Source organism: Hymenobacter pini, from assembly GCF_020421205.1.
GTDB lineage: Bacteria > Bacteroidota > Bacteroidia > Cytophagales > Hymenobacteraceae > Hymenobacter > Hymenobacter pini.
Map to the genome: position 1 here is coordinate 965,296 of NZ_JAIZZH010000002.1, position 19,627 is coordinate 984,922.

A 19,627-nucleotide genomic window follows, 5' to 3' on the forward strand; every position below is an offset into this window, starting at 1 on the left:
CCGCTAAAATATCGAACCATAGGCCTCGCAGCCGGCGCACCACCCGAAGAAGTTGCGCAGCCGCTCGTGTTTCGCTTGTTTCTTCAGCCGTTTGCGGGCCTGCCGGGCCGCCTCAGCAGCCTCCGAGGACGGAGCCGTAACGGCGTTGCGCAGCGTGATGTAGCGACGAAATACGAACGTGCGGGCCAGGACAAACGGGCTTGGGGCGGTGACATGCATGGCAACGGACGATTGGTGACTTACCTAAGATATTGATTTAAACCGCTTGTAGTCAAGCCAGAGCACCCTTTATTTCGTTGCCGATGGGATAAAGCAGCCCGCTGATAGTTATATCTGCAGTTATCTTGTCCCTTCTTTCCCGCTACTCTCCTCTATGGCTGCCAACACCGACCTACTACCCGACTCCCTGCTCCTCAACGGCCGCGAATTTCGCTATCAGGATATTCAGCAGTACCCTGCCCGCGCCCCGCAGGACCTGAACGGCTACGAGGCCCGGGTACTGGATTTTGTGCGGCAGTGGCTGAACGGCGCGCAGGAATTTGGCCTACGCACTTCGGGCTCCACGGGGCAGCCCCAACTGATTCAGCTGAAGCGGCGGCAGCTGGAAGCCTCCGCCCGCCGCACCGGCGACTACTTCGACCTGGGCCCCGGCGACCGGATGCTGGTGTGCCTGAACTGCGAGTTTGTGGGCGGGCTGATGATGCTGGTGCGGGGCCTAGAGCGGCGCATGCACCTCACCATTGTAGAGCCCCATGCCGACCCACTGGCCCTGGTACCCGCCACGGTGGACTTCGACTTTACCTCCTTTGTGCCCTTACAGCTGCGGGCCGTGCTGGCGGCCGGGCACGCGTCGCACCTCAACCGCCTGAAGGGTATTCTGGTGGGTGGGGCCGCCGTGGAGAAAAGCTTGGAGAAGGAGATTCAGCAGCTGCGGGTACCCGTGTACGTTACCTACGGCATGACGGAAACGGCTTCCCACATTGCCCTGCGCCGCCTCAACGGCCCCGATGTGCAGCCAGTGTACCGCGTGTTGCCCGGTATTGAAGTCGGCCAGGATGCCCGCGGCTGCCTCACGGTGCGCGCCGACGTGACGGAAAACCACCTCATCACCACCAACGACCGAATTGCACTGGCTCCCAACGGAAAGTCGTTTGAATGGCTGGGCCGGGCCGATTTTGTCATCAACACCGGCGGCGTGAAGGTGCAGGCCGAGAAGATTGAGCAAGTGCTGGAAGTAGCCCTCACGGAGCTGAATCTGAGCCGCCGCGCCTTCGTGGCCGGCCGCCCCGATAAGCGGCTAGGCGAGCAGGTAACGGCTTTTCTGGAAGGCCCGAAGCTCACGGCCCCGCAGCAGGACCTTCTCTTGAACTTGTTGCGCCAGCGCCTGGATAAATACGAAGTACCCCGCGAGGTTGTGGCTGTGCCGGAATTCCGCACCACGGCCTCCGGTAAGCTGGACCGCCTAAGCACGCTACGGGCAGCTAAATAGCGGCTACTCCTCCCGCAGGCCCTGTTGCGAAAATAGCCGCTCGTGGCCGCGCACTACTTTCAAAAAGTCGCCGAGGAAGAGCTTGGCCCGCCCGAAAAAGATGTAGCCGCTAATCTGATCTTCAGGCTGCTTGCCGGAAGCAAATACCTGCCGGTAGCCGGTGCCGGCTCCTACCCCAATCCACCGGAATACCCGAAAATGCGCCGCTACAGAGGGCTCTACTAAGTACAGCACTTGCTTGTTGGTGCGCAGTACGCCTCCGTCGGGGAAGTAATACTTAGTATAGTAGCTGCCCGCCCCCATTTGCAGCGGAGCGCTTAGCTCCCAGCGCCTGTTCCCAATGAACACGTACTCGCCGTAGGCGGCCAGGTAGCGGAACCGCACTTCATCATGGGTACCGGCTGGAAATTCCACCGGCTGCGGTATCCGCGTGGGCACCCCGCCTGACAGGCGGTACACGCCTACCCCGGCCCGCCAGCGCCCCCGCCACTCAATACCGCCTTTGAGGCCATTGATGCCCACCACTTTACCGTTGAGGATGGAAAACCGCTGGTCGAACTGAAATACGGCTCGGCGGTGGGCCTGCCGCACAAACGTACTGTCGTCGGGCGGGGCCAGGGTGGCGCGGGGAGCCGCCGCAGCCGGGCCGGCCAGCAGCCCCGCTCCTACCAATACCCAACGCAAATAGGCAGTTTCCACGGGCCGAAGGTACGGCCTCTTTCGGCGGAGGTTGCCGGCTGGGCCCGGAGTTTCGCTGGTTCACCCGGTTGGTTTGTCCGCTTCAACCTGAATCAGCCGGCTTTTCTGGCGGTATTCGTGCATGTTTACAGCCTCACGCAGCCGCTGCCAACTATGTCGCTCACTCCCGAATTTCTGTTTTCCCTGGCCAACCCGCTGGCTATGCTGGGCTGGGCGTTGTTGGTGCTGGCTCCACGCTGGCGCTTCACCCACAGGCTGGTACTCAGCGGGGCATTGCCGCTGGTGCTGGCTGGTAGCTACGCGGTGCTTATCATCAGCCATTACCTGGGTGCTCATGGGCAGGAAGGCGGCTTCAGTACGCTGGCCGACGTGGCCGCACTGTTCCGCAACCCTTGGGCGCTGCTGGCGGGCTGGGTGCATTACCTGTGCTTTGATCTGTGCCTGGGCATCTGGGAAAGTCTGGATGCGCGGCGGCGCGGCGTACCGCATTGGGCGCTGGTGCCCTGCCTGCTGCTCACGTTTCTGTTTGGACCGGTGGGCCTGCTGTTGTACGCGGCAGCGCGGCGCTTTTGGGACCGTCCGGAATCAGTTTCTCACGCCTAATTACTTCGGCTATGTCTGCTACTCTACCTCTGCCTACAGCCGCGCTGACGGCTTTTGGGCCCGTTGCTACCTGGCTGCGCGTGCTGCACCGCGCCAACCCCGTGCTGGCCTGGAGCGGCTGGCTGAACGTGGCACTGCTGCTGCTGGCCCTGGCGCTTCTCACCTTCGACCACCGCCTTATTACCGGCCTGCCCGCGTGGGTGAAGCCGGCCAAATTCGCCCTGTCCGGCCTGCTTTACCTCTGGACGCTGGGCTGGCTGCTGGCCGATTTGCCCGCGCCGGCCAGCGGAGCCGTCCGCCTCATTAGCATAGCAGCGGCATTGAGTATGGTGGTAGAAATGGGCTGCATCTTTCTGCAGGCGGCCCGGGGCACTACTTCGCACTACAACACCGCTTCTGCCTTCGATGGGCTGATTTTCGGACTGATGGGTACGTTTATTCTGGTAAACACCCTGGCTACCATCTGGGCCGTGTACCTAGTGTGGCACTACCAGCCCCACGGCCCGGCGGGCTACGTGTGGGGCGTGCGGCTGGGGCTACTGGTATTTCTGGTGGGTTCCGTGCTGGGCGGCGTCATGATTCGCCTGGGTCAGCACACGGTGGGAGCCCCCGACGGCGGCCCCGGCCTGCCCGGCCTCGGCTGGAGCACCCGCGCCGGCGACCTGCGCCTGGCCCACTTTCTGGGTATGCACGCGTTGCAGGCCCTGCCGCTGCTAGGCTGGGCCCTCAGCCACTGGCAGCCCCGCCACGCCGGTGCGCTTACGTGGTTGGGCACCGCTGTGTATGTGGCCGCCGTGGCTATGCTGTTCATCCAGGCCATGCGTGGGGTGCCGCTAGTGAAGTGGTAAGGTACTTTTCACTTCATCATCTCATCATTTCAACCCAGCGAATTTTCGGCGGATGATATCCTGCACGGGCACGTTTTCAATTTTGCTTTCCAGCCAGGAAATAATGTCCAGGTACAGGAAAGGCCGCCTCTCGTAGGGGTCTTCAGCAATAATAGTCAGCTCATTTTTGAGCTTCAGGAAAGCATCTTTTAGCTGTGAGGGGGCCACGTTGCCCAGGTTGCGCAAAAACCGGAAGATAGCCTCCTGCATCTGCTGCTGGTCGTTCATTTTGCCCAGAAAGCGGTACACGGAGCGCACCTGATACTCCAGGGCCTCGTCGCGGCCGGCTTCGTAGTGAGCAATCAGGTTCAGGATGCGGGCAAAGCACTGGATGTCCTCGCGTAGGCTGGCCTCTTTGAAATAGATTACCTTTTCGAGGTACTCAATGGCCTTGGTGGGCTGCCCGCTGCCGAAGTACAGGCTGGCAATTTTGTAGTAGAACACCAGTCGCCGGTGCGAATCCAGCTGCATGCGGTACCGCTCTAGGTTCTCGAGCAGTTCCGGCACTATCTGCAGGCCGGCCGTAAACTCGCCGCGCATGAAGTAGCCGTTGAGCCGGTTGGTGTAGATGTACAGGAACAGCAGCGCATCAATGTTAGGGTTGCTGCGCCGGTCGGGGTCGGCGGCGTAGGTTTCCAATTGAGCCAACACCTCCTCAAACCGACTGTAGTACAACATATTGTACGTGGTGATGAGCACATTGTGCACGCCCTTGATGTAGAGCATCGGCTGCTGTTCGCGCATCAGTTGGTTATGCTCGTACAGGTCTACCCACTTCTGCGCGTACCGGTAGCACTGCCGGAAATTCTGCGTGATGGTATAGTACCATACATGCGCCTGGTAGAAGTATAACTGCTCGAAGAAGCTAGCCTCCCGGGGTTCCAGTGTAGGTAGCCCTTCCCGGAAGTAAGCAGTGATATTCTCGTAGTCCTGCTGGTTGCGGGTGTGGCCGATTTTGAGGTAGCGCCCATACATGCGCAGTGCCAGGTTCGACAGCTCATGCTCGCGCCCAATGTGCTGTACCGTGTCGGTGGCTTCGTCGGAAAGCTGCCGGGCCCGCCCCTGAATACTCCGGGTAATGTATTGACCCTCAATCAGCTTCTCAAAATCCAGCGCCAGCAACACAATGTGGCGCAGCTCGGCCTGCTGGGCCGTGGCTTTTACTTTTTCCAGCATGCGCAGGCTGTGCTGGTACAGGCCCCGGTTGTAGAGCACCCGGGCAAAATCCAGTTGCTCGTGCAGCTGAATATCGAGGTTGTGGCCAGCGTGGTACATACGCAGACTGGAGAGCAGCTGCTTGTAGAGGTTGGCCTTGAGGTTGGCCATTTGCACTTTTTTGATGACCGGCACCTGTTGCAGTACCCGTTCCTCATCGTACCGCTCCTGCCCGTCCAGGGCATCAAATAACTGCAGAAACTTCAGGCCTTCGGCGGAGCCCTGGCGGTTGGCAAACAACCGGAAGTGACGCTTTTCGGTGCGGGTCAGCGACTTTATGAGCTGAAAAACCGGGTCAGTACTTTCGTTGGGCATTGTACAAAGTCAAAAATTAACCTTTTGATTTTATGATACTTATACAACAAAAGTGATTTTCTAGAAATAGTAGGGCTATTGGAAAGAAGTTTTCAGCCGCTGAACCTCTGCGGGTACTTAGCAGCAGAATATCAGCCCAAAGATGCTATGTCAGCTCACTTCTCCACCTCTTTGTCCGCACTATTTTCTGCATTTGCCGGAGCTGGCTGGCGGGCCACCATTCTTACGGCTACGCCTAACGGCCAAACCATAGCCGGCTCCTACGCCCTGCTCCGAATAGAATCAAACCAAGGCTCGTCGGTTGTGCGGCCTGCTTCGCCCGCATTTCCCTTCCTGCTCCGCTAAGCGGCACGCGGGCGGTTCCTCCGTTTGTCAGTTGTACCACGCTCATGTATTACTCTCCTGATACCGTCGCCTTTCTGGATGGCGAGTTCGTACCGGCCGCGCAAGCTACCTGCGGTGTGTATGCCCAATCGTTGCACTACGGCTATGCCGTGTTTGAGGGCATTCGGGCCTACGCTACGCCGGCCGGCACCCGCATTTTCAAGGCCGGGGAGCATTATGAGCGCCTGCATTATTCCTGCAAGGCTATTGGCCTACCGCTGCCGTACTCGGTGGAAGAACTGACGCGCATCAGCTACGAGGTGCTGGAACGCAACGGCCTGACCGACGCCTACATCCGCCCGCTGGTATTTGCCGGCACGCCCAACATGAGTCTGAAGGCGGCTACCACCAGCAACGTGCTGGTGGCCGTGTGGGAATGGGGCAAGTACCTCGGCGACCAAAGCCTGCGCCTCACCGTGTCGCCCTACGAGCGGCCCAACCCTAAGGCCGTGCCCATTGAGGCCAAGGTGGCGGGACATTACGTCAACTCCATCATTGCCAGCACCGAGGCTAAAAGCCGAGGCTACGATGAGGCCCTGCTGCTGGACATGCACGGCAACGTGGCCGAAGGTCCCGGGGCCAACTTCTTCTTCGAGCGCAACGGCGAACTGGTTACCCCTCCGGCCGGCAGCATTCTGCGCGGCATCACCCGCAACACCATCATCGACCTGGCCCGCGAAGCCGGCATCACCGTCACGGAACAGTTTTTCGGCCCCGAGGAGCTGCGCACCGCCGAGGCCGCCTTCATGACGGGCACCGCCGCCGAGGTTATCGGCATTGCCTCGGTGGACGACGTGGTGTTTGAGCGGCCCTTCCAGCAAACCATTGGTGGCATGCTGGCCCAGCACTACCACGCACTGGTGACGGGGCAGTCGGTTAGAACGGAGAGGTTAGAGGTGAGAGCTTAGAACTGAGAGTTTTTGAAAGACGGGCAACTGACCGTCCTACTTCGCCCCAACCTCAGCAACGACGAGACGCGAAGTGTCGCGTCTCTACAACCACTAACCCCAGCGGCCTTCCCTACCAATCGGCAGGCTCCCCCTCTCCCCCTGGAGAGGGGGCCGGGGGGTGAGGCAATCCGCCAGAACGAAGCGGTAGAGATGCTTCGCCAAGCTCAGCATGACGTTCTTTTTTCTGCCTGCATACTACACACTAAGCACCAGGCACTAAGCACTACAATCATGGCCCTCAACAAATACAGCCGCATCTACACCCAGGACGACAGCTTGCCGGCCTCGCAGGCCATGCTGATTGGCTCCGGCATTGCGGAGGCCGATTTGCGCAAGCCGTTCGTGGGCATTTGCTCCACAGGCTTCGAGGGCAACACCTGCAACATGCACCTCAACCAGTTGGCCGACGCGGTGAAGCAGGGCGTGCAGGAGCAGGATTTGGTGGGACTGCGCTTCAACACCATCGGCATCAGTGACGGCATCACCAACGGCACGCCGGGGATGCGCTACTCGCTGGTGTCCCGGGAAATTATTGCCGATTCCATTGAAGCCATGGCCGGGGCCCACAACTACGACGCCCTGGCCTGCGTGGTGGGTTGCGACAAAAACATGCCCGGGGCCCTCATTGCCATGGCCCGCCTCAACCGCCCCAGCCTGATGGTGTACGGCGGCACTATCCGGGGCGGCACATTTAAGGGGCAGCAGCTCAACATTGTGTCGTGCTTTGAGGCCTACGGGCAGAAACTGCAGGGCCAGATTTCGGACGAGGACTACCGCGGCATTATCCGCAATGCCTGTCCGGGACCGGGAGCCTGCGGGGGCATGTACACGGCCAACACCTTGGCCGCCGCCATCGAAACGCTGGGTCTGAGCGTGCCCTACTCCTCGTCGGCCCCGGCCGAAAGCGCCGAGAAGCAGCAGGAATGCCGCAGCACCGGCGCGTACCTGCGCCGCCTGCTGGAGCTGGACCTCAAACCCCGCGACATTCTGGTGCGCGAAGCCTTCGAAAATGCCATGGTGGTAACCACTGTGCTAGGCGGCTCCACCAACGCCGTGCTCCACCTCATTGCCATTGCCCACGCCGCCGGCGTACGGCTTACGCTCGAAGACTTCCAGGCCGTGAGCGACCGGACGCCGGTGCTGGCCGACCTCAAGCCCAGCGGCAAGTACCTGATGGAAGACCTCTCGGCCCGGGGCGGGGTACCGGCTGTGCTCAAAACCCTGCTCAACGCCGGCCTGCTCCATGGGGATTTGCTGACCGTAACGGGCCGCACCCTGGCCGAAAACCTGGCCGATGTGGCCCCGTTGGGCCCGGAGCAGGACATTCTGCGCCCCACCAGCAACCCTATCAAGCCCGACGGCCACATTCAGATTCTGTACGGCAACCTGGCCCCCCGGGGCGCGGTGGCCAAGATTACCGGCAAGGAAGGCACCCGCTTTGCCGGCCCGGCCATCGTGTTCGACTCGGAAGAGGAGCTGAACGAGGGCATTGTGCAGGGCCTGATTCAGCCGGGCCACGTCGTCGTGATTCGGTACGTGGGGCCCAAGGGCGGGCCGGGCATGCCCGAGATGCTCAAGCCCACGTCGGCCATCATTGGGGCCGGGCTGGGTGATAAGGTGGCCCTGCTAACCGACGGTCGATTTTCGGGTGGCACCCACGGCTTCGTTATCGGCCACGTGAGCCCCGAGGCTTACAACGGCGGCCCGCTGGCCCTGGTGGAAAACGACGACTGGATTACGCTGGACGCCGCCGCCAACACCATGGACGTGGCCCTGAGCGACGAGCAGCTGGCCCTGCGCCGCCAGCAATGGCAGCAGCCCGCGCCCCCGGTCAGCCAGGGCGTGCTGCTGAAATACATCCGCACCGTGAGCGACGCCAGCCACGGCTGCATCACCGACTTAGCCGACGACAGCCATGTTCCCGAACCCGCAGCTTCAGTCCGCGCCAGCCTCGCCTGAGACCCTGGCCGCCCCGCAGGTATCCGGGGCCGTGGCCCTGTTGCAGGGCCTGGTGGCCGAGGGCGTGGACACGATTTTTGGCTACCCCGGCGGGGCCATCATCCCCATTTACGATGCCCTGTATGATTTTCAGGAGCAGCTGAACCACGTGCTGGTGCGCCACGAGCAGGGCGGCATTCACGCCGCCCAGGGCTACGCCCGCGCCTCGGGACGGGTGGGCGTGGTGTTTGCCACCAGCGGCCCCGGCGCCACCAACCTGGTCACCGGTCTGGCCGATGCTCAGATTGACAGCACCCCGCTGGTGTGCATCACGGGGCAGGTGTTTGCGCATCTGCTGGGCACCGACGCCTTTCAGGAAACCGACATTCTGAATATCACCACGCCCGTTACCAAGTGGAACCACCAGATAACGGACGCCCGGGATATTCCGGCGGCGCTGGCCAAGGCCTTCTACATTGCCCGTAGCGGCCGGCCCGGCCCGGTCCTGCTCGACATCACCAAAAACGCCCAGCTGCAGCTGTTCGAGCACGCCGGCTACGAGCCCTGCACTCACATCCGCAGCTACCGGCCCCGGCCCGTGGTGCGCCCCGAGTACGTGCAGCGCGCCGCTGAACTGATAAACCGGGCCCAGCGCCCGTTGGTGCTCTGGGGCCAGGGCGTGCTGCTGGGCCAGGCCGAAGCCGAGTTCCGGGAATTCATCGAGAAAAGCGGCATTCCGGCGGCTTGGACGATTCTCGGGGCCGGGGCGCTGCCCACCGGCCACCCGCTGAACGTGGGCATGCTGGGCATGCACGGCAACTACGGCCCCAACGTCCTCACCAACGAGTGCGACGTGCTCGTGGCCATCGGCATGCGCTTCGACGACCGGGTAACGGGCCGCCTCGACAAATATGCCCGCCAGGCCCAGGTCATCCACCTCGACATCGACCCCACCGAAATCGACAAGAACGTGACGGCCACCGTGCCGGTGTGGGGCGACTGCAAGGAAACCCTGCCCCTGCTCACGCAGCTGGTAGCCGCCCGCCAGCACCCGGAGTGGCGGCAGCGTTTCCGCGACCATGATGCCGAGGAAGTGGCCGCCGTGATTCAGGACGAGCTGTTCCCAACCCAGGACGAGCTGACCATGGGCGAGGTGATTCACCAGCTCAACGAGCTGACCCAGGGCGAGGCCATCATTGTGACGGACGTGGGCCAGCACCAGATGGTGGCCTGCCGCTACGCCCGCCTCAACCACCCGCGCCTGAGCATTACCAGCGGCGGCCTGGGCACCATGGGCTTCGCGCTACCGGCCGCCATTGGGGCCCGCTACGGCGCGCCGCACCGCACGGTGGTAGCCGTTATCGGCGACGGGGGCATTCAGATGACGATTCAGGAGCTGGGCACCATCATGCAGACCGGCATCGAGGTGAAGATTCTGCTGCTCAACAACCAGTTTCTGGGCATGGTGCGGCAGTGGCAGGAGCTGTTCCACGAGCGGCGCTACTCCGCCGTAGAAATTGCCAGCCCCGATTACGTGACGGTAGCCAACGGCTACGGCATTGCCGCCCGCCGCGTGGAGCACCGCCCCGACCTGGAGCCCGCCCTGCGCCAGCTGCTGGACCACTCCGGCTCCTTCCTGCTGGAAGTGCGCGTCACCCGCGAAAACAACATCTTCCCGATGGTACCCCAGGGCTGCGGCGTGGGCGAAATCCGGTTGAAGTAACGTGTCATTGCGAGGACGAAGGACGAAGTAATCCTTCCTTATCAAAGCGCAAATCCCTGGAGAACTGACAAGCCCTGACCGAAGCTACCAATAAAAGGCTTTGGAATAGGTTAGGGCTTTTGCCGCTGATAAGGAAGGATTGCTTCGCTCCGCTCGCAATGACGGGGCGTTGGCTGCCACGCCGCTCGTCTCACCTCTCATGTCTCACCGTCTCATGTCTCACAAGCAAGAATACAACATCACGGCGTACACCGAGAACCAAGTGGGACTGCTTAACCGGCTGGCCATCATCTTCTCGCGGCGCAAAATCAACATCGAGAGCCTGAACACCTCACCCTCGGAGATTGAGGGGATTCACCGCTTCAACATCGTGGTGCACGAGTCGGAGGAGGTGGTGCGCAAGATTGCCCGCCAGATGGAGAAGCAGGTGGAGGTACTGAAGGTGTACTTCAACCCCAACGAGGAAGTCATCTGGCAGGAAATGGCCCTCTACAAAGTACCCACCGACATCATTGCCGAGCGGGCCATTGTGGAGCGGCTGCTGCGGGAGCACGGGGCCCGGGCCGTGGTAATCCGCAAGGACTACACCGTGTTTGAAACCACCGGCCACCGCGAGGAAACCGACAAGCTGCTGGAGGTGCTGCACCCCTACGGCCTCATCGAGTTTGTGCGCTCGGCCCGCATTGCCATCATCAAAGACAGCCAGGGCTTCCACCACAAGCTGCGCGAGTTCGAGCACCAGCAGCCCGGCGAGGAAGTGAGCGAAAACGAGTTCCTCGACCGCCGCGACAAGGTGTTTTCGATGTGACCCCAGAACGTCATTCCGAGCGTAGCCGGAGGCGAAGTCGAGGAATCTCGCATGCTGATGTTGTGGGAGTAACTCAAACGTCAGCACGCGAGATTCCTCGGCTACGCTCGGAATGACGAGCTTTTAACAACTGACAACTTAACCAACCATAAACCCAACTCCATTATGGCAACCATCAACTTTGGCGGCGTAGAAGAGCACGTAGTAACCCGCGAGGAATTTCCGCTGGAAAAAGCCCGCGCCATTCTGCAGAACGAAACCATTGCCGTGCTGGGCTACGGCGTGCAAGGCCCCGGCCAGGCGCTGAACCTGCGCGACAATGGCTTCAACGTCATCATCGGGCAGCGGCCGGATTCGGCTTCCTGGAGCAAGGCGGAGGCCGATGGCTGGGTGGCCGGAGAAACGCTGTTCAGCCTGGAAGAAGCGGCCGAGCGGGGCACCATCCTGGCCAATCTGCTCTCCGATGCCGGGCAGATTGCCGTGTGGCCCACGCTCAAGCCCCACCTCACGGCCGGCAAAACACTGTACTTCTCCCACGGCTTCGGCATCACCTTCAACGACCAGACGGGCATCATCCCGCCCGCCGATGTGGACGTGGTGCTGGTAGCGCCCAAGGGCAGCGGCACCAGCCTGCGCCGGCTGTTTGTGGCCGGGGGCGGGCTGAACTCGTCGTTTGCCGTGTACCAGGATGCCACCGGCCACGCCTACGAGAAGGCCGTGGCCCTGGGCATCGGGGTGGGCTCGGGCTACCTGTTCGAAACCGATTTCCGCAAGGAAGTGTACTCCGACCTCACTGGCGAGCGGGGTGTGCTGATGGGCGCGCTGGCTGGCATCATTGAGGCCCAGTACCAAGTGCTACGCCAGCGCGGCCACTCGCCCTCTGAGGCCTTCAACGAAACCGTGGAGGAACTCACCCAGAGTCTGGTGCCGCTGGTGGGCGAAAACGGCATGGACTGGATGTTCAGCAACTGCTCCGTAACGGCACAGCGCGGCGCCCTCGACTGGAAAGGCCGCTTCCGCGAAGCCACCCTGCCCGTGCTCAACGAGCTGTACGACAGCGTGGCCTCGGGCCAGGAAGCCGCCCGCACCATCCAGCGCGGCTCCACGCCCGGCTACCGCCAGGAGTTGGAAGCCGAGTTGAAGGAAGTGCGCGACTCGGAGCTGTGGCAAACCGGTGCTACCGTGCGCGAGCTACGCTCCAGAGCCACCGAAAAAGCAGAACAGCAAGAATCCTACGCCCTAACGGCTGACAGTAACTAAGCAAAACCCAGTAGCGCGCAGCTCCGCTTCGCGCACGAGCGAAGCGAGTATCCCAGTACCGCTCCATCTGCGGGGGACTCACCTGCGGCTCGTGCGCGAAACGGAGCTGCGCGCTACTTTTCTCTACCACCATGCATCCTTCCCAACCTGCCACCCTCACCCCCGCCCTGCCGCTGCCACTGGTGGAGCAGGCGGCCCGCACGCTGCAGGGCGTCATCAGTCCCACGCTGCTGCAGCACAATTTGGGGCTTTCGGCGGCCTACGGGGCCACTATTTACCTGAAGCGGGAGGATTTGCAGGTGGTGCGCTCCTACAAGATCCGGGGGGCGTACAACAAAATGGCGGGGCTACCGGCCGATGAGGCCACCCGGCCGGTGGTATGCGCCTCGGCCGGCAACCACGCCCAGGGCGTAGCTTACGCCTGCCAGCTGCTGGGCCGTCGGGGCTACATCTTCATGCCCGCTGCCACCCCCGCCCAGAAGGTGGACAAAGTGCGCCTGTTCGGGCGCGACCAGGTGGAAATTGTGCTGACCGGGGCTACGTTCGATGATTCGTCGAGGGCGGCGCAGGAGTTTTGCCAGCAGCGCCAGGGCGTGTACGTGCACCCGTTCGACGATGCGGCCGTGGTGGCCGGGCAGGCCACCGTGGGCCTGGAAATCCTGCGCGACGCGCCCGCGCCCATTGATTTCGTGTTCATGCCCATCGGGGGCGGCGGACTAGCGGCGGGCGTGAGCAGCGTGTTCCGGCAGCTCAGCCCCGCCACCCGGCTGGTGGGCGTGCAGCCCCTGGGCGCGCCCTCCATGCACCGCGCCATCCAGACGGGGCAGCGGCAGCCGCTGGAGCACATCGAGAGCTTCGTGGACGGGGCGGCGGTGAAGTGCCCGGGCGAACTGACGTTTGCCATCTGCCGGGAGCTGCTGGACGAGGTGGCGCTGGTGCCCGAGGGCCAGGTGTGCGAGGATTTGCTGAAGATGTACAATGAGGAAGGCCTGGTGCTGGAGCCGGCCGGCACGCTCAGCCTCTCGGTGCTGCACCAGTACGCCGCCCAAATCCGGGGCAAAACGGTGGTGTGCGTCCTCAGCGGCTCCAACAACGACATCACCCGCATGGAGGACATCAAGGAGCGGGCGTTGCGCCACCAGGGCCGCAAGCACTATTTCCTGGTCACCTTCAACCAGAAGCCCGGGGCCCTGCGCCGCTTCGTGAACCACGTGCTGCGCGAGGACGACGACATCATCCAGTTTCAGTACATCAAGAAGAACAACAAGGAAAAAGGGCCCGTTTTCTTCGGCCTGGAAGTGCAGCGCCCCCACGACATTGCCGAAATCCAGCAGCGCATGGTAGCCGAGGGGTTTTCGTACGAGTATCTAAACGGGAAGCAGGATTTTCTGAGTTTACTGGTGTGAAACAAAGCAAATTTAACTCTTTCCACTACCTATATTCTTCCGGTTTCAGCATAACATTGAATCCTCTATCTTTTTTAGGATCATAAAAAGACACGCCAATATCCTTCAACAGCTTTTTATTTATTCCTTTAGCCTTCGACTTCGCCTTATCTATATAGCCATTTTCAACTATATACTTAGCAAACTTAACTGCTACCTTTTTAACCTCTTTTTCTTTATTACTAGTATCTTCAGGCATATTCATTTCAACCTGAATAGCTAAAAGGGCCTTTTCCTTTTCGAAGTGGACAATATTTATTCCTCTTACTTTGTAGGCAATACCATCTATCGAAATAGTGGATTCACCTTCCAGTATAGTTTCCTGCCCTGCAGTGGTAGAAGCTTTCGAGTTATTAATTGGTATATTTTGTATAGAAACTAGTTTCATAGGGCTTACTCCCGCTACCAGATTTGAATTTTCAAAAAATAATACATCTACATACACATCACTACCAGCTTCCGAAATTCTTGAAATTCCTTTGAACTTGTAAAAATTCACCTTTTTATTTTCTATAACCTTTACTCCACTCATTGATAACTCATACGAGTTAGCAGTTGACAGAATATCGCTCAACTGTCCGAAGGCTGCATTGAATTGTTCTTCCGAAATATTGGACACATTCTTCTTATCAAAGAGCTGCCACGCATCTTGATTTTTACGCTCAGAGACAAGCGTTATAAATTTCCTGCCAATTGCTACCTGCTCATTATCAACCTGCTGGCCAAATGCCATATCAACAATTAGCAACAGGCTTAGGATTAGAACTATTTTAAAATTTTTCATGGGTTTGGCTGATCGGTATAGCGTTGTGTATTCTGGTACCCGAAGGTAGTATCTCGAACCAATACTCTGCGAGTTGGCGCAGTAGCGCAACTCCTATTTTATTAAAGCAGGATATCAGAAGCAAATCTTAGACAGATTTGCCCTTGTACACAACAAACATATTAACATCTATCAATCAGCAACTTACAACCACATCAGCAACTTTTTGAAATAGTAGGCGTGCCGAAAAGCGGTTTCGGGGGGCCGGGGCTGGGGGTGTACTTGGGGCTTTCCTTCTGTCACGAAGTCATTGCCCCATGTCAACCGAGAAAGTCCACATCTTCGATACTACCCTGCGCGACGGGGAGCAAGTGCCCGGCTGCAAACTGAACCGGGACGAGAAACTGCTCATTGCCCGGCAGCTGGAGCTACTCGGCGTGGACGTAATTGAGGCCGGCTTCCCGGTTTCCAGCCCCGGCGACTTTGCGGCCGTGGCGGCCATTGCGGCCCAGACGCGCGAGGCCACCGTCTGCGGCCTCTCCCGGGCCGTGGAAAACGACATTCGCACGGCGGCCGAGGCCCTGAAATCGGCCCGATACCCGCGCATTCACACGGGTATTGGCACTTCGGAGTCGCACATTAGGTACAAGCTGTTGAGCACGCCCGAGCAGGTGCTGGAGCGGGCGGTGGCGGCCGTGAAGCTGGCCAAGTCGTTTGTGGAGGACGTGGAGTTTTACGCCGAGGACGCCGGCCGCACCGACAACGAGTTTCTGGCCCGCGTGTGCGAGGCCGCCATCCGGGCCGGGGCCACCGTGCTCAACATCCCCGACACCACCGGCTACTGCCTCCCGGCCGAGTACGGTGCCAAAATCAAGTACCTCACGGACAACGTGCGCGGCATTGAGCGGGTGCGCCTCTCCACCCACTGCCATAACGATTTGGGCATGGCCACGGCCAACTCCATTGCGGGCGTGCTGGGCGGGGCCCGGCAGGTGGAGTGCACCATCAACGGCGTAGGCGAGCGGGCCGGCAACACGGCCCTCGAAGAAGCCGTGATGGTGCTCCGCCAGCACCCCTACCTCAACTTCAGCACCGGCATCAACACCAGGCTGCTGGCCGAAACCTCGGCCATGGTGTCGCACCTGATGAGCATGCCGGTGCAGCCCAACAAGGCCATTGTGGGGGCCAACGCCTTTGCCCACTCCAGCGGCATTCACCAGGATGGTGTGATTAAGCACCGCGAAACCTACGAAATCATCGACCCGCGCGAGGTGGGCATGCCCGATTCCAGCATTGTGCTCACCGCCCGCTCGGGCCGCGCTGCTTTGGCCTACCGCCTCCAGAAAATCGGCTACGACTTTGACCGCGTGGCCCTCAACAAAGCCTACACCCATTTCCTCGTCCTGGCCGACCGTCAAAAGGAGGTCGTGGACGAGGATTTGCACATCATGGTGGAGCAGCAACAGCTGGTAACGGCAGGGTAAAGCCTCACCCCCCGGCCCCCTCTCCAGGGGGAGAGGGGGTGCCAAACGGCTCACGACATCCATTTTCTATTTCCTACTCCGTCTCTCACCCGCTTCATTCGTCTGGCTCCCCCTCTCCCCCTGGAGAGGGGGCCGGGGGGTGAGGCCCCCCACCCCTCTCTCATGTCCAAAACGTTATTTGATAAAATCTGGGATGCGCACGTGGTGCGCGAGGTAGCCGGCGGATTGTCGGTGTTTTACATTGACCGGCACCTGATTCATGAGGTAACCAGCCCCCAGGCCTTCGACGAGCTGACGGCCCGGGGCCTGACGCTGCGCCGCCCCGAGCAGATTCTGGCTACCGCCGACCACAACGTGCCCACCCGCCACCAGGACCAGCCGATTCAGGACCCGCTCAGTCGCTCCCAGGTGGACAAGCTCACCGAAAACTGCGCCCGGCACGGCGTGGAACTGTACGGGCTGGGCCATCCCTACCAGGGCATTGTGCACGTAATTGGGCCCGAGCTGGGCGTGACCCAACCGGGCCTGACCATTGTGTGCGGCGACTCTCACACCTCCACCCACGGTGCATTCGGGGCCATTGCGTTTGGCATCGGGACCAGCCAGGTGGCGCAGGTAATGGCCTCGCAGTGTTTGCTGCTTGATAAGCCCAAGCGTATGCGCATTACCGTGGATGGGGAGCTGCAGCCGGGCGTATCGGCCAAGGATGTGATTCTGCACGTAATTGCCCAGCTGGGCACGGGTGGGGCCACTGGTTACTTCGTGGAGTACGCCGGCAGCGCCATTCGGAGCCTGAGCATGGAAGGCCGCATGACGGTGTGCAACATGAGCATCGAAATGGGAGCCCGCGGCGGCCTCATTGCCCCCGACGCCACCACCTTTGAGTACCTGCAGGGCCGCCCCTTCGCACCCCAGGGTACCGCCTGGGACCGGGCCGTGGCGCACTGGCAAACCCTGTTTTCGGACGAGGACGCGCAGTTCGACGCCGAGCACCACTTTGAAGCGGCGGCTATTCGGCCCATGATAACCTACGGCACCAACCCCGGCATGGGCATGCCCTTGGCCGCTAGTATTCCAGAACCGGCCGCGGCGGCCGAAGCGCCGAGTTTCGAGAAGTCGTTGCGGTATATGGGTTTTGAGGCCGGCGAGTCGCTGCTAGGCAAGGAAATCAGCCACGTGTTTATCGGCAGCTGCACCAACTCCCGCATCGAGGATTTGCGCACGGTAGCCGCCTACGTACGGGGCAAGCGCAAAGCGCCCCACGTGGAGGCCATCATCGTGCCCGGCTCCAAGCAGGTAGAGCAGCAGGCCATTGCCGAAGGCCTCGACCAGGTGCTGGCCGCCGCCGGATTTGAATTGCGCGAGCCGGGCTGCAGCGCCTGCCTGGCCATGAACGAGGACAAGATTCCGGCCGGCGCCTACTGCGTGTCTACCTCCAACCGCAACTTCGAGGGCCGCCAGGGCCCCGGGGCCCGCACCTTGCTGGCCTCCCCCCTGGTCGCCGCCATTACCGCCGTGGAAGGCCGGCTGGTAGATGTGGCGGAGTACGTGCTTGAGTACGCGAACCAAGACTAGTGCTAAAGCTTGCTCCCCTCCTTAGAAAATGTCGCGCATCAAGCGAGTGTGGGTTGGGGGTGGTTGATCCGCTCCTGAACGACAACTACTTCTACTTCTTAGCTCTAAAAAATCAACCACCCCCAGCCCCTCCTTTCCAAGGAGGGGAGCTAGTTCTAACATCACCCCACCCCCACATGGAAAAATTCACCATCCTGCGTACCGGTGTGGTTCCGCTGCCCATCGAAAACGTGGACACCGACCAGATTATCCCGGCGCGCTTTCTGAAAGCTACCACCCGCGAAGGGTTCGGGCAGAACCTGTTTGCCGACTGGCGCTACGCCGCCGACGGTCAGCCCAAGCTGGATTTCGTGCTCAATGATGCCCGCTACCAGGGCCACCAAATCCTACTGGCGGGCCAGAACTTCGGGTGTGGTTCCAGCCGGGAGCACGCCGCCTGGGCCCTGTATGACGCCGGGTTTCAGGTGGTTATCAGCAGCTACTTCGCCGATATTTTCCGGGGCAACGCGCTCAACACCGGGCTGCTGCCGCTGCAGGTGACGGCCGCAGAGTTGCAGGAGCTGTTTGCCCTGGTAGAGCAAGACGCGCAGGTGGAGCTGACGGTGGACCTGCCCAGCCAGACGCTGCAGGTACCGGGCCGTACCGAGCCGATTCGCTTCGAGCTGGACGCCTACAAGAAGGAATGCCTCATTAACGGCTACGACGACATTGATTTCCTGCTCAGCCAGGAGGACGCAATTACCGCTTTTGAACAACAACGGACATGGGTATTTTAAGCAAACGCATTGTGGTATTGCCCGGCGACGGAATCGGGCCGGAGGTATGTGGGGAAGCCGTGCGCGTGCTGCGGGCCGTGGCCGACCGATTCGGACACGAGTTTCAGTTTGACTATCAACTGATGGGAGCCTGCGCCATTGACGCCACCAGCTCGCCCCTGCCCGAGCTTACCCTGGACGCCTGCCACCAGGCCGACGCCGTGCTGCTGGGGGCCATCGGCGACCCTAAATACGACAACGACCCCACCGCCCCGGTGCGCCCCGAGCAGGGCCTGCTGCGCCTGCGCAAGGAGCTGGGCCTCTACGCCAACATCCGCCCCATTACGGCCTACCACCAACTGCTGGAGCATTCCCCGTTGAAAGCCGAGCGGATTCAGGGAGCCGATATTCTGATTTTCCGGGAGCTGACGGGCGGGGTATACTTCGGGGAAAAAGGGCGCTTCAACGACGGGCACTCGGCCTACGACAACTGCACCTACTCCCGGGAGGAAATCCTGCGAATTGCGCACCGCGCCTTCCGGGCCGCCGAAACCCGCCGCCACAAGCTCACGCTGGTGGATAAGGCCAACGTGCTGGAAACCTCCCGCCTCTGGCGCGAAACTGTGCAGAGCATTGCCCCCGAGTACCCCAGCGTGGCCCTCGACTACCTGTTCGTGGACAACGCCGCCATGCAGATTATCCTCAACCCCAAGCAGTTCGATGTGATTCTGACCGAGAATATGTTCGGGGACATCATTTCCGATGAGGCCTCGGTTATTGCCGGCTCGCTGGGGCTGCTGCCCTCGGCCTCGGTGGGGGATACGGCGGCCTTGTTCGAGCCCATCCACGGTTCCTACCCGCAGGCCAAGGGCAAGGGTATAGCCAACCCCATTGCCACTATTCTGTCGGCGGCCATGCTGCTGGACCACTTCGGCCTCACCGAAGAGGCCGACACGGTGCGCGACGCCGTGGAGCATGCTCTGGACCAGCAGGTGGTAACGCCCGAGCTGAACCCCGGCACGCGCTACACCACCGAGCAGGTGGGCAGCTTCATTGCCTACGCCGTGCTGGATATTGCCGATTGTGAGATGCACCGCAACAACATCAAACTCGGGATGAGCACTATCATCTAACCCGCCCCGCGCGGGTACTGCCTTGCACCGGAGAGGGGTGCCTAAGGCCCGGAATGCTGACAGCTGCTGTCGGCGTCCGGGCCTTTTTTAATGCTTGTTGCCAACGGTTCACCCAACATGTTTGTGCACTTCACCCGGGGCTCTGAGCGGTTCGCCCCGTTTGTGCCCGTGGTTATGCCCAAGGATGCGGATGTTTGAACC

The 19,627-nt window shown here is 61.0% G+C and carries 18 protein-coding genes; 14 read left to right on the forward strand and 4 right to left on the reverse strand.

The genetic code is table 11. The features are described from left to right. Positions 1–3: 3 nt before the first annotated feature. The gene (locus LF252_RS10760) at positions 4–219 is read right to left on the reverse strand and encodes a hypothetical protein (protein WP_226269583.1); all 216 of its coding nucleotides are present in this window, start codon (positions 217–219) and stop codon (positions 4–6) included. 154 nt (positions 220–373) lie between these two features. On the opposite strand from LF252_RS10760, the gene LF252_RS10765 reads away from it, so the two are divergent. Then, entirely contained in the window at positions 374–1,489 is a 1,116-nt protein-coding gene (locus LF252_RS10765; RefSeq protein ID WP_226269584.1) for an AMP-binding protein, read from the forward strand. A gap of 3 nt (positions 1,490–1,492) precedes the next feature. On the opposite strand, the gene LF252_RS10770 is transcribed toward LF252_RS10765, so the two are convergent. Beyond that, positions 1,493–2,188: a hypothetical protein gene (locus LF252_RS10770; protein ID WP_226269585.1), complete on the reverse strand. Its 696-nt coding sequence runs from the start codon at positions 2,186–2,188 to the stop codon at positions 1,493–1,495. A 153-nt stretch (positions 2,189–2,341) separates the two neighbouring features. Between LF252_RS10770 and LF252_RS10775 the strand changes: the two genes are divergently transcribed. After that, entirely contained in the window at positions 2,342–2,791 is a 450-nt protein-coding gene (locus LF252_RS10775; protein WP_226269586.1) for an ABA4-like family protein, read from the forward strand. An 11-nt stretch (positions 2,792–2,802) separates the two neighbouring features. Further along, entirely contained in the window at positions 2,803–3,639 is an 837-nt protein-coding gene (locus tag LF252_RS10780; RefSeq protein WP_226269587.1) for a hypothetical protein, read from the forward strand. 24 nt (positions 3,640–3,663) lie between these two features. Here LF252_RS10780 and LF252_RS10785 read toward each other — a convergent pair whose 3' ends face one another. Continuing rightward, positions 3,664–5,208, reverse strand: coding sequence for a hypothetical protein (locus tag LF252_RS10785; protein ID WP_226269588.1), 1,545 nt, complete (start codon positions 5,206–5,208; stop codon positions 3,664–3,666). Between the two features lie 171 nt (positions 5,209–5,379). Between LF252_RS10785 and LF252_RS10790 the strand changes: the two genes are divergently transcribed. The 7 genes from LF252_RS10790 to ilvA all read left to right on the forward strand — a co-directional run bounded on the left by LF252_RS10790 (position 5,380) and on the right by ilvA (position 13,677). Then, the gene (locus LF252_RS10790) at positions 5,380–5,553 is read left to right on the forward strand and encodes a hypothetical protein (RefSeq protein WP_226269589.1); all 174 of its coding nucleotides are present in this window, start codon (positions 5,380–5,382) and stop codon (positions 5,551–5,553) included. A 44-nt stretch (positions 5,554–5,597) separates the two neighbouring features. Continuing rightward, the gene (locus LF252_RS10795; protein WP_226269590.1) at positions 5,598–6,500 is read left to right on the forward strand and encodes a branched-chain amino acid transaminase; all 903 of its coding nucleotides are present in this window, start codon (positions 5,598–5,600) and stop codon (positions 6,498–6,500) included. A gap of 273 nt (positions 6,501–6,773) precedes the next feature. Then, positions 6,774–8,501, forward strand: a complete 1,728-nt coding sequence (gene ilvD / locus LF252_RS10800; protein WP_226269591.1) for a dihydroxy-acid dehydratase — start codon at positions 6,774–6,776, stop codon at positions 8,499–8,501. Beyond that, the gene (gene ilvB, locus LF252_RS10805; RefSeq protein WP_226269592.1) at positions 8,458–10,203 is read left to right on the forward strand and encodes a biosynthetic-type acetolactate synthase large subunit; all 1,746 of its coding nucleotides are present in this window, start codon (positions 8,458–8,460) and stop codon (positions 10,201–10,203) included. Before ilvD ends, ilvB begins: the two co-directional genes overlap by 44 nt. Before the next feature lie 214 nt (positions 10,204–10,417). Continuing rightward, positions 10,418–11,011: an acetolactate synthase small subunit gene (gene ilvN, locus LF252_RS10810; RefSeq protein ID WP_226269593.1), complete on the forward strand. Its 594-nt coding sequence runs from the start codon at positions 10,418–10,420 to the stop codon at positions 11,009–11,011. Between the two features lie 165 nt (positions 11,012–11,176). Further along, on the forward strand, positions 11,177–12,271 hold the full coding sequence (gene ilvC, locus LF252_RS10815; RefSeq protein ID WP_226269594.1) for a ketol-acid reductoisomerase: 1,095 nt from the start codon (positions 11,177–11,179) through the stop codon (positions 12,269–12,271). A gap of 131 nt (positions 12,272–12,402) precedes the next feature. Next, a complete protein-coding gene (gene ilvA / locus LF252_RS10820; RefSeq protein WP_226269595.1) occupies positions 12,403–13,677 on the forward strand; it encodes a threonine ammonia-lyase IlvA in 1,275 nt (424 codons plus the stop codon). Between the two features lie 25 nt (positions 13,678–13,702). Here the strand turns inward: ilvA and LF252_RS10825 are convergent, their stop codons facing one another. After that, positions 13,703–14,500 (reverse strand): hypothetical protein, encoded by a 798-nt coding sequence (locus LF252_RS10825; RefSeq protein ID WP_226269596.1) that lies wholly within the window; start codon positions 14,498–14,500, stop codon positions 13,703–13,705. Between the two features lie 296 nt (positions 14,501–14,796). Here LF252_RS10825 and LF252_RS10830 point away from each other — a divergent pair, with 296 nt between their 5' ends. The 4 genes from LF252_RS10830 (at position 14,797) to leuB (ending at position 19,426) form a co-directional block, all read left to right on the forward strand. Beyond that, the gene (locus LF252_RS10830) at positions 14,797–15,963 is read left to right on the forward strand and encodes a 2-isopropylmalate synthase (RefSeq protein ID WP_226269597.1); all 1,167 of its coding nucleotides are present in this window, start codon (positions 14,797–14,799) and stop codon (positions 15,961–15,963) included. Positions 15,964–16,125: 162 nt separating this feature from the next. Continuing rightward, a complete protein-coding gene (gene leuC / locus LF252_RS10835) occupies positions 16,126–17,538 on the forward strand; it encodes a 3-isopropylmalate dehydratase large subunit (protein ID WP_226269598.1) in 1,413 nt (470 codons plus the stop codon). Between the two features lie 176 nt (positions 17,539–17,714). Continuing rightward, on the forward strand, positions 17,715–18,314 hold the full coding sequence (leuD, locus tag LF252_RS10840) for a 3-isopropylmalate dehydratase small subunit (RefSeq protein ID WP_226269599.1): 600 nt from the start codon (positions 17,715–17,717) through the stop codon (positions 18,312–18,314). Then, positions 18,302–19,426, forward strand: coding sequence for a 3-isopropylmalate dehydrogenase (leuB, locus tag LF252_RS10845; protein ID WP_226269600.1), 1,125 nt, complete (start codon positions 18,302–18,304; stop codon positions 19,424–19,426). Before leuD ends, leuB begins: the two co-directional genes overlap by 13 nt. Positions 19,427–19,627 lie beyond the last annotated feature (201 nt).

What these genes read in the sequence shown, in the direction of transcription:
- ilvD (WP_226269591.1), top strand. Translation starts at nt 6,774, where the DNA reads ATGGCCCTCAACAAATACAGCCGCATCTACACCCAGGACGACAGCTTG.
- leuC (WP_226269598.1), top strand. Translation starts at nt 16,126, where the DNA reads ATGTCCAAAACGTTATTTGATAAAATCTGGGATGCGCACGTGGTGCGC.
- LF252_RS10780 (WP_226269587.1), top strand. Translation starts at nt 2,803, where the DNA reads ATGTCTGCTACTCTACCTCTGCCTACAGCCGCGCTGACGGCTTTTGGG.
- LF252_RS10775 (WP_226269586.1), top strand. Translation starts at nt 2,342, where the DNA reads ATGTCGCTCACTCCCGAATTTCTGTTTTCCCTGGCCAACCCGCTGGCT.
- LF252_RS10760 (WP_226269583.1), bottom strand. Translation starts at nt 219, where the DNA reads ATGCATGTCACCGCCCCAAGCCCGTTTGTCCTGGCCCGCACGTTCGTA.
- leuD (WP_226269599.1), top strand. Translation starts at nt 17,715, where the DNA reads ATGGAAAAATTCACCATCCTGCGTACCGGTGTGGTTCCGCTGCCCATC.
- ilvC (WP_226269594.1), top strand. Translation starts at nt 11,177, where the DNA reads ATGGCAACCATCAACTTTGGCGGCGTAGAAGAGCACGTAGTAACCCGC.
- LF252_RS10765 (WP_226269584.1), top strand. Translation starts at nt 374, where the DNA reads ATGGCTGCCAACACCGACCTACTACCCGACTCCCTGCTCCTCAACGGC.
- LF252_RS10825 (WP_226269596.1), bottom strand. Translation starts at nt 14,500, where the DNA reads ATGAAAAATTTTAAAATAGTTCTAATCCTAAGCCTGTTGCTAATTGTT.
- ilvN (WP_226269593.1), top strand. Translation starts at nt 10,418, where the DNA reads ATGTCTCACAAGCAAGAATACAACATCACGGCGTACACCGAGAACCAA.
- LF252_RS10785 (WP_226269588.1), bottom strand. Translation starts at nt 5,208, where the DNA reads ATGCCCAACGAAAGTACTGACCCGGTTTTTCAGCTCATAAAGTCGCTG.
- ilvB (WP_226269592.1), top strand. Translation starts at nt 8,458, where the DNA reads ATGTTCCCGAACCCGCAGCTTCAGTCCGCGCCAGCCTCGCCTGAGACC.
- LF252_RS10795 (WP_226269590.1), top strand. Translation starts at nt 5,598, where the DNA reads ATGTATTACTCTCCTGATACCGTCGCCTTTCTGGATGGCGAGTTCGTA.
- ilvA (WP_226269595.1), top strand. Translation starts at nt 12,403, where the DNA reads ATGCATCCTTCCCAACCTGCCACCCTCACCCCCGCCCTGCCGCTGCCA.
- LF252_RS10830 (WP_226269597.1), top strand. Translation starts at nt 14,797, where the DNA reads ATGTCAACCGAGAAAGTCCACATCTTCGATACTACCCTGCGCGACGGG.
- leuB (WP_226269600.1), top strand. Translation starts at nt 18,302, where the DNA reads ATGGGTATTTTAAGCAAACGCATTGTGGTATTGCCCGGCGACGGAATC.